Origin of the sequence: Sporolactobacillus mangiferae (assembly GCF_023336505.1) — a bacterium.
GTDB lineage: Bacteria > Bacillota > Bacilli > Bacillales > Sporolactobacillaceae > Sporolactobacillus > Sporolactobacillus mangiferae.
This window is the reverse complement of the sequence record NZ_JAMAST010000020.1, coordinates 14,145-29,433: the sequence shown is the minus strand read 5'-3', so window position 1 is coordinate 29,433 and position 15,289 is coordinate 14,145. Positions and strand designations below refer to the sequence as shown.

Annotated in this window: 14 protein-coding genes; 12 read left to right on the top strand and 2 right to left on the bottom strand. The window is 49.2% G+C overall.

From position 1 onward, the window contains the following. Positions 1–25: 25 nt before the first annotated feature. Genes purC through purN form a run of 7 tightly spaced genes read left to right on the top strand, consistent with a single transcriptional unit; the run spans position 26 to position 6,890 of the window. Positions 26–736 carry a phosphoribosylaminoimidazolesuccinocarboxamide synthase gene (purC, locus tag M3N64_RS12370; protein WP_249102761.1) on the top strand — a complete coding sequence of 237 codons (711 nt, stop codon included), beginning with the start codon at positions 26–28 and terminating at the stop codon, positions 734–736. Further along, positions 733–984 carry a phosphoribosylformylglycinamidine synthase subunit PurS gene (gene purS / locus M3N64_RS12365; protein ID WP_249102760.1) on the top strand — a complete coding sequence of 84 codons (252 nt, stop codon included), beginning with the start codon at positions 733–735 and terminating at the stop codon, positions 982–984. Before purC ends, purS begins: the two co-directional genes overlap by 4 nt. Continuing rightward, positions 981–1,673, top strand: a complete 693-nt coding sequence (gene purQ, locus M3N64_RS12360; RefSeq protein WP_249102754.1) for a phosphoribosylformylglycinamidine synthase subunit PurQ — start codon at positions 981–983, stop codon at positions 1,671–1,673. The genes purS and purQ overlap by 4 nt, the downstream gene beginning before the upstream one ends. After that, positions 1,654–3,876, top strand: a complete 2,223-nt coding sequence (gene purL, locus M3N64_RS12355; RefSeq protein WP_249102753.1) for a phosphoribosylformylglycinamidine synthase subunit PurL — start codon at positions 1,654–1,656, stop codon at positions 3,874–3,876. Before purQ ends, purL begins: the two co-directional genes overlap by 20 nt. Further along, positions 3,852–5,276, top strand: coding sequence for an amidophosphoribosyltransferase (purF, locus tag M3N64_RS12350; protein WP_249102752.1), 1,425 nt, complete (start codon positions 3,852–3,854; stop codon positions 5,274–5,276). Before purL ends, purF begins: the two co-directional genes overlap by 25 nt. A gap of 11 nt (positions 5,277–5,287) precedes the next feature. Beyond that, positions 5,288–6,328, top strand: coding sequence for a phosphoribosylformylglycinamidine cyclo-ligase (purM, locus tag M3N64_RS12345; protein ID WP_249102751.1), 1,041 nt, complete (start codon positions 5,288–5,290; stop codon positions 6,326–6,328). Continuing rightward, the gene (purN, locus tag M3N64_RS12340) at positions 6,318–6,890 is read left to right on the top strand and encodes a phosphoribosylglycinamide formyltransferase (RefSeq protein WP_249102750.1); all 573 of its coding nucleotides are present in this window, start codon (positions 6,318–6,320) and stop codon (positions 6,888–6,890) included. The genes purM and purN overlap by 11 nt, the downstream gene beginning before the upstream one ends. Positions 6,891–6,906: 16 nt before the next feature. Here purN and M3N64_RS12335 read toward each other — a convergent pair whose 3' ends face one another. Beyond that, positions 6,907–7,059: a hypothetical protein gene (locus M3N64_RS12335; protein WP_249102748.1), complete on the bottom strand. Its 153-nt coding sequence runs from the start codon at positions 7,057–7,059 to the stop codon at positions 6,907–6,909. Positions 7,060–7,103: 44 nt separating this feature from the next. Between M3N64_RS12335 and purH the strand changes: the two genes are divergently transcribed. The 3 genes from purH to M3N64_RS12320 all read left to right on the top strand — a co-directional run bounded on the left by purH (position 7,104) and on the right by M3N64_RS12320 (position 11,521). Then, a complete protein-coding gene (purH, locus tag M3N64_RS12330) occupies positions 7,104–8,645 on the top strand; it encodes a bifunctional phosphoribosylaminoimidazolecarboxamide formyltransferase/IMP cyclohydrolase (RefSeq protein WP_249102741.1) in 1,542 nt (513 codons plus the stop codon). Between the two features lie 30 nt (positions 8,646–8,675). Then, complete coding sequence (purD, locus tag M3N64_RS12325; protein ID WP_249102733.1) at positions 8,676–9,941, top strand: phosphoribosylamine--glycine ligase; 1,266 nt, start codon at positions 8,676–8,678, stop codon at positions 9,939–9,941. 599 nt (positions 9,942–10,540) lie between these two features. Beyond that, a complete protein-coding gene (locus M3N64_RS12320; RefSeq protein ID WP_249102728.1) occupies positions 10,541–11,521 on the top strand; it encodes a lactate/malate family dehydrogenase in 981 nt (326 codons plus the stop codon). Between the two features lie 118 nt (positions 11,522–11,639). On the opposite strand, the gene M3N64_RS12315 is transcribed toward M3N64_RS12320, so the two are convergent. Further along, on the bottom strand, positions 11,640–12,203 hold the full coding sequence (locus M3N64_RS12315; RefSeq protein ID WP_249102726.1) for an HAD-IA family hydrolase: 564 nt from the start codon (positions 12,201–12,203) through the stop codon (positions 11,640–11,642). Positions 12,204–12,625: 422 nt separating this feature from the next. Here M3N64_RS12315 and M3N64_RS12310 point away from each other — a divergent pair, with 422 nt between their 5' ends. Further along, positions 12,626–12,916, top strand: a complete 291-nt coding sequence (locus tag M3N64_RS12310) for a YerC/YecD family TrpR-related protein (RefSeq protein ID WP_249102795.1) — start codon at positions 12,626–12,628, stop codon at positions 12,914–12,916. An 86-nt stretch (positions 12,917–13,002) separates the two neighbouring features. Beyond that, positions 13,003–15,231: a DNA helicase PcrA gene (gene pcrA, locus M3N64_RS12305; protein WP_249102724.1), complete on the top strand. Its 2,229-nt coding sequence runs from the start codon at positions 13,003–13,005 to the stop codon at positions 15,229–15,231. The last annotated feature ends 58 nt before the right edge of the window (positions 15,232–15,289 follow it).

Genomic DNA, 15,289 nt, shown 5'->3' with positions numbered 1-15,289 from the left:
TTCACAGCGAAAAGGGGAAAAAATAATGAGCCAGCTTTTATATGAAGGAAAAGCAAAGAAAATGTACACCACCGACGATCCATATGTGCTGCGTGTTGTTTACAAGAATGATGCCACGGCATTCAACGGGCAGAAAAAAGCGTCTTTTGAAGGAAAGGGCCGCCTGAACAATGCCATCTGTACTAAGATTTTCACCATGCTGCAGGGAAAAGGCATCCCGACTCACTACATTGACACGATTTCCGAAACCGAACAGCTGGTAAAGGCTGTCCATATTGTGCCGATCGAAGTCGTTGTCCGTAATGTCGTTGCCGGGAGCCTCTCGAAACGGCTTGGCGTGGATGAAGGCGAGACGCTAGAACGGACGATCGTCGAATTTTATTATAAAAGTGATGAACTTGGCGATCCGATGATCAACAGTGACCATGCACTTGCCATGGAGCTGGCGACGGAAGAAGAACTTGCGGAAATCCGGCGCTTTGCGCTTTCGGTCAATGATGCGCTGCGCGCCTTTTTCGATGCAGCAGGCATCGTCCTTGTCGATTTTAAAATTGAATTTGGCAAACTGAAAGAGACGGGCGCACTTGTACTGGCTGACGAAATTTCTCCGGACAGCTGCCGCCTGTGGGATAAAGAGACACACGAGAAGCTGGACAAAGATGTTTTTCGCCGCAACATTGCCGATCTGCCGGAAACCTACGAAAAACTTTTGAAACGTTTGGAGGATGTCAAATGAAAAAGGTGAAGGTGTTCATTACTTTGAAAGAAAGTGTCCTTGATCCCCAGGGACAGGCTGTGATGCAGTCGCTCCACAATATGGAGTACACGAATGTAAAAGATGTCCGTATCGGAAAATATATTGAACTTCTTGTTGAAGATTCGGCAGATGTTGCCGAACAGGTAGATACAATATGCGACAAGCTGCTTGCGAATACGGTCATTGAAAACTATCGCTATGAAATTGAGGAGGAGGTTCATTCGTGAAAACCGCGGTCATTGTTTTTCCAGGTTCGAACTGCGATCAGGACATGTACTATGCGATCAAAGATGGTCTGGGCGAAGAAGTTGACTATGTGTGGCATGCGGAAACTTCCCTTGACGGTTATGACGCGGTCATGATCCCGGGCGGCTTTTCTTACGGCGACTACCTGCGTTCCGGCGCCATTGCCCGCTTTGCCGGCATCATGCCAGCCGTCATTCAGGCAGCCAAAGAAGGCAAGCCGGTGCTCGGCGTCTGCAACGGTTTCCAGATCCTGCTCGAAGCAGGGCTTCTCCCTGGTGCAATGCTGAAAAACAAGCATCTGAAATTTATTTGCGAGACCGTGGATCTCCAAGTGAAAAATAATGATACACAGTTTACGAAACTCTATGATCAGGATGAGATCATTCGCATTCCGATCGCGCACGGTGAAGGCAATTACTTCTGTGATGATGCAACGCTCAAGAAACTGCAGGACAATAACCGAATTGTCTTTACCTACTCCGGCAAGAATCCAAATGGCTCAAGAGCCGATATTGCCGGCATTATCAACGAAACCGGCAACGTGCTCGGCATGATGCCGCATCCGGAACGCGCTGCAGATGCGTTGCTCGGCAGTGACGACGGTCTGCGCCTGTTCCAGTCGATCCTAAACCATTGGAGGGAATCCGCACATGCCGCTTACACATCTTGAACCATCACCGGAACAAATCGAACAGGAAAAAGTGTACCGTACCATGGGACTGACGGAGGAAGAATACCAGAAAGTCAGGAAACTGCTTGGTCGCAAGCCGAATTATACGGAAACGGGACTTTTTTCGGTCATGTGGTCCGAACACTGCAGTTATAAAACGTCGAAACCGGTACTGAAATATTTTCCAACAACCGGCAAGCATGTCCTTCAGGGCCCGGGCGAAGGCGCGGGTATTGTCGACATTGGCGACAGGCAGGCGGTCGTGTTCAAGATCGAAAGCCACAACCATCCGTCAGCAATTGAGCCCTACCAGGGAGCGGCAACAGGCGTCGGCGGCATCATTCGCGATGTCTTCTCGATGGGGGCACGCCCGGTGGCTCTGCTTGATTCACTCCGATTTGGAGACCTGGACAATGCACGTGTCCGCTATCTGTTTGAAGAAGTGGTCAGCGGCATTGCCGGTTATGGCAACTGCATCGGCATTCCGACGGTTGGCGGAGAACTTCAGTTTGATCCTTGCTACAATGGCAATCCACTTGTCAATGCAATGTGCGTTGGAATCATGAATCACGAAGACATTCAGGTCGGGCAGGCGCGCGGAATCGGCAATACAGTCATGTATGTCGGTGCCAGCACCGGGCGTGACGGCATCAATGGCGCGACATTCGCCTCCGAAGAAATCTCGGAAAAATCGGATGAAAAGCGCTCGGCTGTTCAGGTCGGCGATCCGTTCATGGAAAAACTGCTCGTTGAGGCTTGTCTTGAATTAACGAAACATGAAGCGCTTGTCGGCATTCAGGATATGGGCGCAGCCGGACTTGTATCGTCCGCCAGTGAAATGGCCGCGAAAGCAGGTGTCGGCATCCATATGAATCTCGATCTGATACCTCAGCGTGAAACAGAAATGACGCCTTACGAAATGATGTTGTCCGAATCGCAGGAACGAATGCTGATCGTCATTAAAAAGGGCAGTGAAGAGGAAATCAAAGCCATTTTTGCCCGCTGGGGCCTTCATGCTGTCGCTGTCGGTGAAGTGATCGAAGAAGAAGTGCTTCGTCTGGAGCATAAAGGAAGGATTGTGGCAGACGTCCCTTCCGATGCCCTTGCGTCGGCACCTGTGCGCCACATGCCGTCTCAAGTCCCGGCATCCTATATTGAAAATCAGTCGGCACCGGCATGGGAGCCTGAGATTCATAATTACGAGAAAACGATCAAAAAACTGCTGAGTCAGCCAACGCTTGCCTCCAAAGAATGGGTGACACGCCAGTACGACTACATGGTACAGACAAACACGGTTGTCGCCCCAGGTTCGGATGCGGCCGTTGTGCGGGTGCGCGGGACGAAGAAGGGTCTTGCGATGACTACGGACTGTAACGCGAAATATCTGGCGCTCGATCCAGGCGAGGGCGGGAAGATTGCTGTTGCCGAAGCGGCACGCAACATTGTCTGCTCCGGCGCGGTGCCGCTTGCTATTACGGATTGCCTGAACTTCGGAAGCCCGGAGAATCCGGAAGTGTTCTGGCAGATTGATGAATCGGTGAAAGGCATGGCAAAAGCCTGTACCGTCCTGGAAACGCCGGTCATCAGCGGCAACGTATCACTTTACAATGAAACGGACCGCGGTGCCATTGATCCGACGCCGGTGGTCGGTATGGTGGGACTTGTTGAAGATCTTGATCATGTAACGACTGCTTTATTTAAGCATGAAGGTGATCTTGTGTACGTCATCGGGGAAGCAAAGCCCGAATTCGGCGGCAGTGCACTTCAGCTTTTACTTGATGGAAAAGCAAGCGGCAAAGCACCGGCACTTGATCTTGAACTGGAGAAATGCCGCCAGGCACAGGTGCTTGAGGCGATCAAATCAGGTTATGTCGCTTCAGCTCATGACATTTCCGAAGGCGGTCTGGCTGTTGCTGTTGCCGAATCGGCATTCGGTACAGAGCTCGGCTGCGACCTCCATTTTGATAAGAATCCTGCGGAAGAACTTTTCTCAGAAACTCAGTCACGTTACTTAATTACGGTACCAAAAGCAGCACAAAAAGAATTTGAAACATTGATTCCTGATGCCGTTCTTGTCGGCGCTGTAACGAAAAGTGAACAAATTAACCTTGCCTTTGCCTCGTCAACCGTCACTCTGAATCGGACTGAACTTGAAAACGAATGGAGAGGGGCACTGTCATGCATTATGTCGGCAAAGAACTGAATGAAGAGTGCGCGGTCTTTGGAATCTGGGGACATTCAAATGCAGCAAAACTGACTTATTATGGCCTGCACAGCATGCAGCACCGTGGTCAGGAAGGCGCTGGTATTGCGGTTACCGACGGCAAACATATTTACGATCATAAAGGGCTTGGACTGGTTAACGATGTGTTCGACCATGCTAAGCTTGAGGAACTGAGCCGCGGCTTTGCGGCAATCGGTCATGTCCGCTACTCGACGCAGGGCGGCAACATTTATGCCAATGTTCAGCCGCTTGTTTTCCGATCACAGAAAGATTCTCTGTCGATTGCGCACAATGGTAATTTAGTCAATGCGCATAAGCTGAAAGGTGAGCTTGAAGAGCGCGGCAGTATTTTTCAGACGACTTCGGATACAGAAGTCGTCGCTCATCTGATCAAGCGTGATTACGCCGACAACTTTATTGAAAGTGTTAAGCATGCTCTGTCTGTCATTAAAGGAGCCTATGCTTTCTGCATGCTGACGGAGCACCAGATGATCGCAGCGCTGGACCCGAACGGATTGCGGCCGCTGTCGCTCGGAAAACTTGGTGATGCGTGGGTGGTTGCCTCGGAGACGTGCGCGTTCGATCTGATCGGTGCCACCTATGTTCGCGATGTCAATCCCGGTGAAATCATTGTGATTGATAACGAAGGAATGCATTCTGATTTTTTTACGAACAGGACGGAACCGGCAATCTGCAGTATGGAATACATCTATTTCTCGCGTCCGGACAGTAATATTCAGGGAATTAATGTACATGCGGCACGCAAAAGTCTCGGCCGAATGCTGGCACAGGAAGCACCGGTGGATGCAGATGTCGTGACCGGCGTTCCGGATTCAAGCATATCTGCGGCGATTGGCTACGCTGAAGCTACCGGGATTCCATACGAGCTTGGAATGATTAAAAATCGTTATGTCGGCCGGACGTTTATCCAGCCTTCCCAGGAGCTGCGCGAACAGGGTGTTAAAATGAAACTTTCTGCGGTGCGTGCCATTGTTGAAGGCAAGCGTGTTGTTATGGTTGATGATTCAATTGTCCGCGGAACAACAAGCCGGCGCATTGTCGGCATGCTGCGCGAAGCTGGCGCGACCGAAGTGCATGTGCGGATCAGTTCACCGCCGATTACGCACCCATGCTTCTATGGAATTGATACGTCGACCTCTTCAGAACTGATTGCCTCCACACATTCAGTTGAAGACATCAGGGAATTAATTGGTGCGGACTCGCTTGTCTATCTGAGTGTCGAAGGAATGAAAGAAGCGATCGGCCGCAATCCGGCGATGAAGAATTGCGGACAGTGCCTGGCTTGCTTTACCGGCAAATATCCAACAGAAATTTATCCGGATACTGTTCTGCCGCATGAAAAAGAAGTGCTTGTCTAAGGAGGACGATCATGGCGAACGCATACAGGAAAGCTGGCGTCAATATTGAAGCCGGTTATGAGACGATCAACCGCATTAAGAAACATGTTCAGCGAACATTTCGACCCGAAGTGATCGGCGGTCTTGGCGGCTTCGGCGGGGCGATTGACCTGTCGCAGACAAAAATCAGGGAACCCGTTCTGGTGTCGGGAACCGACGGCGTCGGCACGAAGCTGATGATTGCTTTTGCGACTGATCGGCATGATACGGTCGGTATTGATGCGGTGGCAATGTGTGTCAACGATATTATTACACAGGGCGCCCAGCCGCTCTATTTTCTTGATTATCTTGCATGTTCCGCGCTCAGTCCAGAGAAGGCAGAGGCTATTGTTAAAGGCATTGCCGACGGATGCGCCGAGGCAGGCTGTGCATTGATCGGCGGCGAAACCGCGGAGATGCCGGGCATGTATCAGGAGAATGATTACGATATTGCCGGATTTTCCGTCGGTGTTGTTGAGAAGTCAAAGCGAATTACCGGTGACAAAGTACAAGCCGGCGACGTTCTGATCGGGCTTCCGTCAAGCGGCACGCACAGCAATGGCTTCTCACTCATTCGCAAACTTGTATCCGATGCCGGCATTAATTACAGCGATACGTATGCCCCGGAACCGGCTAAAACGGTTGGCGACGTTTTGCTGACGCCGACAAGAATTTACGTGAAACCGGTGCTGGAACTGCTGAAATCCGTGGATGTTCATGGCATTGCACATATCACCGGCGGTGGTTTTTATGAAAACATACCGCGTATGTTCCCGTCCGGGCTGACTGCGAACATCGATGTGCTGTCATGGACACGCCCGGCCGTCTTTGACTGGCTGAAGAAGCTGGGCGGTCTGCAGATCGACGACATGTTCCATACATTTAACATGGGTATTGGCCTGGTGCTGACGGTTGCGCCGGAAGATAAGGAAAAAGCATTATCCACGCTGAATGCCGCGGGAGAGCAGCCGACGGTGATCGGTCACGTGGCTGAGGGACAGGAATTGATGCTGGTGAATGTCGATGAAGCATAAAATCGCTGTTTTTGCATCAGGGCACGGCACGAACTTTACCGCGATCAACGAAGCAGTCAGACGTGGACAAATTCCCGCAACAATTGAATTGGTTGTCTGTGATCAGCCTGGCGCTGCAGTTATTGATCGCGCACATGCGGCAGGAATCGAAACCCTGGTGATTTCAAGAAAAGACTATCCGTCGAAGGCTGCATTTGAAGAAGTCATTGCTGCGGCGTGCCGCAAACATGGCATTGCCTATATTTTTCTCGCCGGATATATGCGGATTCTCGGCAAGGTCATGCTGAGCGCCTATCCGCATCGTATTATTAATATTCATCCGTCGCTTTTGCCGTCTTTTACCGGACTCGATGCGATTGGCCAAGCCTTCGAGAAGGGTGTCAAAATCACTGGTATCACCATCCATTACGTTGATGAAGGCATGGACACCGGACCGATCATCGCTCAGGCTGCGGTCCCAATCCTTGATGATGACACCGTGGATACATTGGAAGCTCGCATTCATGAAACCGAGCACAAGCTTTATCCGGCAACGATCGCGAAACTATTAAGCAAGCAGTGAAAAACATTCAACCGAATTAAAGAAAAGTGGCACCGAACAAGGCGAAAGTTGCACCGAACAAGGCGAAAGTTGCACCGAACGGAAGAAAAGTTGCACCGAATGAAGCACCAACAGCATCGAATGTGCCTACGCCGACACGAATGCGCCAAATTTCATGAAATCTGAACACACAGATATCCAATAGAGGATTGAAACGAGAAAGGAAGAATCGAAGTGGCGAAACGAGCATTAGTCAGCGTGTCTGATAAGACTGGACTGATTGATTTTGTACAAAAACTGGTGAACGCAGGTATTGAAATCATCTCTACCGGTGGAACGAAAAAAGCAATTGAAAATGCAGGCATTCGGGTGATGTCGATCAGTGAAATCACTGATTTTCCGGAAATTCTTGACGGACGTGTCAAAACGCTGCACCCTGCGGTTCATGGCGGACTTTTAGCGGTTCGCGGAAAAGAAGAACATATGAATGCGATTAAGGAACTTGGCATTCAGCCGATTGATTTTGTTGTGGTTAACCTGTATCCGTTTAAAGAAACCATTTCCAAACCGGATGTCGCTTACGATGACGCGGTTGAGAACATTGATATCGGCGGTCCGAGTATGCTCCGCTCTGCAGCGAAGAATCATCGCAGCGTAACAGTTGTCTGCGATCCGGCCGATTATGATCTGGTTGCTGAAAGCCTCGACGAGAATGCGGATGTCCCTTTCGAACTGAAGCAGAAGCTTGCAGCTAAAGTATTCCGCCATACGGCTGCTTATGATGCTTTGATCGCTGACTACTTCACAAAACAAGTCGGCGAAGAATTTCCAGAAAAGTTAACGCTGACCTACGAAAAGAAGCAATCCCTGCGCTATGGTGAGAATCCTCATCAAAAAGCAGCGTTCTACAGCGATCCGATCAAGGATGCCGCAACGATTGCCGCAGCAAAACAGTTGCATGGCAAAGAACTCTCGTACAACAACATCCGCGACGCTGATGCCGCGCTCGGCATTGTCAAAGAGTTCAAACAGCCGGCCGCTGTTGCCGTTAAGCACATGAATCCCTGCGGCATCGGTATCGGGCAATCAGTTAATGAAGCCTATGCTAAAGCCTATGAAACCGATCCCGTATCGATTTTCGGCGGCATTATCGCGCTCAATCGCAAAGTTGACGCGGATCTGGCAACAGAGCTGCACAAAATTTTTCTGGAAATCATTATTGCCCCCTCATACACAGAGGAAGCGCTGGCAATTCTTGAAAAGAAAAAGAATCTGCGTCTGCTGCAGGTCTCGATGAGCCACGAATCGCAAGATTATGCACAATACACGTCGGTGCGCGGCGGCATGCTCATTCAGGATCTTGACACGAAAGGTTATGACGATATCGAAGAAAATCTGAAGGTTGTCACTGACCGCAAACCGACCGAAGCGGAAATGGAAAGTCTGAAATTCGCCTGGACAATTGTTAAACATGTCAAATCAAACGCAATTGCTCTTGTGAACGATGGGCTGATGGTTGGCATGGGTGGTGGTCAAACGAATCGTGTCGGTGCAGCAAAAATCGCACTTGAAGAAGCTGGCGAGAAAACAAAAGGCGCCGTACTTTCGTCAGATGCATACTTCCCGATGGGTGATACCGTGGAAGCTGCGGCAAAAGCGGGAATTACCGCAATCATACAACCGGGTGGATCGATCCGCGATCAGGAATCCATTGACATGGCCAACAAGTACAACATTGCGATGGTGTTCACCGGCATGCGCCACTTCAAACATTAACTTTATTCGCTTGGCGAAAGGGGAACGATCATGAACGTATTGATTGTCGGCGGCGGTGGCCGCGAACATGCGATGGCGTGGAAAGTGTCGCAAAGCAAATTAGTGAGCAAAGTGTATGCTGCTCCGGGCAGTGACGGTATGGCTGCTGTTGCTGAATGTGTGTCAATCGATGCAATGGATTTCGAAGCACTCGCGAATTTTGCTGAAAGCCATAATGTCGACCTGACCCTTGTCGGACCTGAACAGCCGCTTGTCGGTGGTATTGCTGATGTTTTTGCCGCAAGAAGACTGAAGATCTTCGGGCCGTCAAAAGCTGCCGCGCAGATTGAAGGCAGCAAGGCCTTTGCAAAAGCACTGATGAAAAAATACAGGATTCCCACATCTCACTACGCAACTTTTACCGATTACCGGGAAGCAAGCGACTACCTGCAAAAAATTGGCGCACCAATTGTGCTTAAAGCCGATGGACTTGCTGCCGGAAAAGGCGTTATTGTTGCTTTGACCATGGCCGAAGCAGAAGCTGGTTTGAAAGCGATCATGAGGGACAAAAAGTTTGCTGAGGCCGGCTCGCGCGTGGTCATCGAGGAGTACCTTGAAGGTGAAGAATTCTCACTGATGGCTCTGGTAAATGGAGAGAATGTTGTCCCTTTAGCCATTGCCCAGGATCATAAACGAGCATTCGAAGGTGACAAAGGTCCGAACACCGGCGGCATGGGCGCCTACTCACCGGTTCCGCAAATCTCGCAAAAGATTGTAAATGAAGCGGTGCGGACAATCCTTCAACCGACTGCTTCGGGAATGGTTCAAGAAGGCTGCTCCTTAACCGGCGTGCTCTATGCCGGATTGATGCTGACTGCGGCCGGACCGAAAGTGATCGAATTCAACTGCCGTTTTGGCGATCCGGAAACACAGGTTGTGCTGCCGCGCCTGGAGTCGGATTTTGTACAGGCTGTGCTTGACGTGTTAGACGGCAATCGGCCCGAACTTTCCTGGAGTGAAAAAACTGCGGTCGGTGTTGTGCTTGCGTCAAGCGGCTATCCCGGCAGTTACAGCAAGGAGCAGAAGCTCGGCGATCTCGACGCGCTGCCGGCCGACGCACTGCTGTTTCACGCCGGGACGAAAAAGGCCGGTGCAGATTGGCTGACCAACGGCGGCCGCGTATTGCTCGTTACTCGGCTTGGCAATGATCTTCGCGCTGCACGTGATGCCGTCAACCGCGACCTCGACAGCATCAAAACCGATGCCGTATTCTTCCGCAATGATATTGCTCATCACGCATTGGAAATTTCGAAATAATCGATTTGTCATAAAAACTGTCTTTGCCTGAAAAAGCAAAGGCAGTTTTTTGATACACAGGATGAAGATCAGCTACCGCTACCGCTTTTCCGAGCTTCGTTCCGGCTTTTCCGGATTTCGTTACCACTCCTAAGGGTATCGTTACTATTTTTCTCAGCTTCGTTACAATTTTCATGTGAATAATGGTTGGTAAACTGTGAATTGCGGCGTATTCCATCCTTCTAATCAATCATTCTGAGCCTTTTTAGGAAGCAGATCGAATTTTCGTATCAAATAATCAAAAGATTCTTGATAAACAGATCTGTAAAGAGTAAAATAAACGGCACCATATTAGAAAACTTGACTTCGCCAGTTCTTGGCGAAGGCTTAGTTGCACTTATACTATAATCCTTAGAAATATGTAAGCTTATAGTATTAGAAAACTTGACTTCGCCAGTTCTTGGCGAAGGCTTAGTTGCACTTATACTATAATCCTTAGAAATATGTAAGCTTATAGTATTAGAAAACTTGACTTCGCCAGTTCTTGGTGAAACACCATCACACTTAAATACACTTCTGGATCATATAAAGAAAACAGAAGCTTGAAGGAGAGGTTGACAATGAGTGAAGCAGTAAGGCGAGTGGGAATTGTCGGAATCGGCAATGTTGGCAAAGCAGCGGCATCGGCTATTCTTCATGAAAATATTGCCGATGAGCTCTATATTTCGGATATTGATACCGAGCGGGCAAAAGGCGAGGCATTTGACTTCGCCGACAGCATTGAACTGACACCATCGCGGACACGCGTGGCCGAAGTGCCGCTTGCAGGGCTGGCTGTGTGCGATGTTATTCTCGTAGCTGTAACAGAGAGAAAAAAGGTGATCAGCGATTCGCGTCTGGAATTGCTGAAGGGATCAGCAGCTATTACTTACGATATTGTCCCGAAGCTGCGCAAGGCAGGCTTTAAAGGAAAATATGTGATCGCGACGAATCCTTGTGACATTATTACCTATTTATTCTATAAGCTGTCTGGTCTGCCGAAAAATCATGTGATTGGAACAGGTACGGCGCTCGACAGTATGCGCTTCCGACGTCTGCTTTCAAAGGCGATCGGCAATGTCGATCCGCGCAGCATCAATGCATTCATGGTCGGCGAACATGGTGACTCACAGATTGCCGCGTGGTCGCACGTAACTGTCGGTGGTCAGCCGCTTGATCAATTTGAAGCGGATAATGCTGATGTATTTCCGAAAATTAATCGTGAGGAAGTTGAAGATGCGGCTCGCCATTTCGGCTGGGAAATTCACAAGCGCAAAGGCAATACGCAATTCGGCATCGGCAATGAACTGGCATTCTTCGCCAGGTCAATCCTGAATGATGCACGCATTGTGACCGCAGCATCGGTGGTCCAGAACGGCGAATACGGTCAACATGACCTGGCAATTGGTGTTCCGATTGTCCTCGGCCGCAATGGTGTCGAAAAGATCATTAGATACCAGCTCAGTGAAAAAGAATGGGAAGGATTCAGTGCGTCGGCCGATTTGATCAAAAGGTACACCACGCAAACCCTGGAAGAACATCAGGAACCGGCAGTAAACTAAAAAACCTCCTGTTTGAGTTGCTCATGTCTCTGCCAGGCGGTTTTTAAAACTATTGATAATAGTCTCTACTGTAAAATCGGCGCCATCATGAAACGGATGGCGTTTTTTCCATGGCCAATTATAATCTGACCTGATCGAAAAACTGATCATAGCTGTCGAGATAAAAATCAGCGCCAGGCTGGTGATTCTGGAACAGGCAAGTTTTTTTGCCTAACTTTTTCGCCGGTATGATATCGAGCAGGCGGTCACCGATTGCCAGATCAAAACCGTGCCGTTGATCCAGGTAGCTATAGGATGAAGGATCCGGTTTTCTTGGGAACCCGTTTTCCTCAGTAACCATTTCTGCAAAATAATGCTCAAGCCCATAGCGGCGCAGTGCACGCACTAAATCGATACGGTTATTGTGTGTCATAATCACATTTTTATCAGCAGCGGCCAATACCTTTTCAATGTCGGGAAACGGTCTGAAACCGTCTGCCGGATGGGCGCGGATCAGACCACGAAATGTTTCAATCTCCTTTTCAGTCATATGATAATAGGTAAATGCTTCCGAAAACGAGATTTTCAGTTTTGCCAGTATTTCCTTTTCGCTTGCTCTGTTTTGCAGCACATGGCGAAAAAGTTTTGTATACACGGGATAGGTGTCAAGAATCGTCCCGTCAAAATCCCACAGTATGTTCACTGCGATCACAGCTCCCTAATCGTTATTTCTCTTTAAGGCTAGCATACCGAAACGAAAAACGAAATGAACAACATGTCTGCAGTCGTTAATGGTTTCGCGCGGTGAAGAATGAAACTATTTTCTGTTTGCGGCTTTATCACCGGCCCTATTTGAGGTAAGATGTTAAAAGGACAAGTACTGAAAGTTTACAAGCATTTAAAGGTTTACGGGCCTCCGCCGGATACTTGGTGAAACTGAATTTTTTGAAAGACACTTGCCAACCGATGGTGTTCGTTCTGGTTAACGGCTCGTTTTTGAAAAACGGGCAGACAACCTGAGCATTATCTAAAAAAAGATAATGGCATGCCTGAATCGAAAACAAGAAATGATGAAGCAGGAAAAAAGATAAAGCGATGTTATTGATGAGAAAGGAATGGACACGATTGCAAATTGATAAATTAAGAGGCAGAGCCCTCGATCAGTTATTCGATGCAATTTTAACTTTGAAGAATCGTGAAGAATGCTATCGTTTCTTCGATGATCTGTGCACAATGGGTGAGGTGCAGTCGCTCTCACAGCGGCTTGAAGTTGCGCGTATGCTGATGGCAGGACAAACCTATCATCAGATTGAAGAAGAGACCGGTGCCAGTACGGCAACCATTTCCCGGGTAAAGCGCTGCATTAATTTTGGTACGGACGGTTATAAAATGACACTCGACCGCCTGGGAAAATAAACGAAATCCGTCCGCGGGACGGCATGTGTCAGTTTTACAACGAATTGTCTCTGGGATGTATTTATGATTTAGGAAGTGATCACTAGATGGAGAAAATAACTCAGGAGCTGCTTGACGGACTGAACCCTGAACAGCTGAAGGCGGTCACCCACCATGAGGGCCCGCTGCTGATTATGGCTGGTGCGGGAAGCGGGAAAACACGTGTTCTGACGCACCGCATGGCTTACTTAATGATTGAACGCGATGTGGCCCCATGGAACATACTGGCCATCACTTTTACCAATAAAGCGGCGAAGGAAATGAAAGAACGGCTGTCCAATCTCGCCGGACCGCTTGCTGAGGATGCCTGGGTGTCAACCTTCCACTCAATGTGTGTCCGTATTTTACGGCGTGATATCGACCGTGTCGGCATTAGCCGCAACTTTACCATTTTGGACAGTACGGATCAGCTATCGGTCGTCAAGCAGATTCTCAAAGATCGAAATTTTGATCCGAAGAAATTCACCCCGCGCAGTATTTTGAGCGCGATCAGTGCGGCAAAGAATGAATTGAAAACGGCTGCTGCCTACTCAAAATCGGTAAAAGGCCCTTTTGATGAGGTGGTGCGCGATGTTTATGGAGACTATGAAAAGAAACTGCTTCAGAATCAGTCACTTGATTTTGACGATCTGATCATGACGACAGTACATCTGTTTCAACGCGTTCCGGAAGTACTGGAATTCTATCAGAAAAAATTCCGCTACATTCATGTCGATGAATATCAGGACACGAATCGCGCGCAGTATCTGCTGGTACACATGCTTGCCGATCGCCTCAAGAATCTGTGCGTTGTCGGCGACTCGGATCAGTCAATTTATGGGTGGCGTGGCGCGGATATCCATAACATTCTCTCCTTTGAGGAAGACTATCCGAACGCAACGATGATTAAGCTGGAGCAGAATTATCGCTCGACGAAAAAAATTCTTGATGCGGCGAACCATGTCATTCAAAATAATCATAATCGGAAACCGAAAAATCTGTGGACGGAAAATGATGATGGTCAGAAGATCACTTATTATCGGGCTCCGACCGAACGGGAAGAAGGCTACTATGTAGCCGGTAAAATGCGTGAACTGTTCAACAACGGATTCACGTATTCGGATTTTGCCGTCCTCTATCGAACGAACGCCCAATCGCGCGTGATTGAAGAGACACTGGTAAAGTCGAATATCCCGTACCGAATGGTCGGCAGTATTAAATTTTACGACCGCAAAGAGATCAAGGATGTGCTCGCCTATTTGCGTCTGATCGCAAATCCAGACGATGAGATCAGTCTGGCACGCGTCATTAACGAACCGAAACGCGGGATTGGTGCTTCTTCAATGGATAAACTGGCCGATTACGCGCTCAAGGCAGATCTTTCACTGATGCAGGCTATTGCCGATGTTGACCAGACGGGTGTAGCCGCTCGCACGGCCGGCAAAATGACTGCTTTCGCGGAGATGATTCAGAACTGGTCGAAAATGCAGGAATTTCTGTCTGTCACGGATCTGGTCGAGGAAGTTCTGGATAAATCCGGATACCGGGATGCACTGAAGGCGGAGCGGACGATCGAAGCGCAGAGCCGTCTGGAAAACCTGGAAGAATTTCTATCCGTCACTAAGGAATTCGAACGGGGGCATGATGATAAATCGCTGATTAATTTTCTGACTGAACTTGCGCTGGATTCCGATACCGAGGATCAGGAAGATCAGGCACCGCAGGACGCGGTGACGCTGATGACACTTCACTCGGCCAAAGGGCTGGAATTTCCGGTTGTTTTTCTTGCCGGCATGGAAGAAGGAATTTTTCCGCATCTGCGTGCACTGGATGACGGCGATGAGATGGAAGAAGAACGACGGCTGGCTTATGTCGGCATCACACGTGCGAAACAGCAGCTATATCTGACCAATGCCCAGGTGCGCATGCTGTACGGTCAGACCATCACGAATCCGGCTTCGCGTTTTATCAAGGAGATACCAGAAGAACTGCTTGAGCAGGAAGCTTCGGAGGAAGAGAAGATGACCGGGCGCTTTTCAGGCGGAACGAATCCGCATTCAGGTTTTGAAAAACGCTTTTCATCGGCATTTTCTCAGTCACGGCCGATGCTCCAGCGCCGGACACATCATGAGGAGTCGTGGCATATCGGTGACCGGGTTGCGCATAAGAAGTGGGGCGAAGGCACCATTGTTGCAACGAAAGGAACCGGTGACAGTGTAGAACTGGATATCGCATTTCCAAGCCCTGTCGGCGTGAAGCGTCTGCTCGGCGCTTTTGCCCCGATTGAGAAACGATGATCAGGTCATACTAGACCAGGAAATGAAAACATGGCTGTTCACCGATCAATTTATCTGA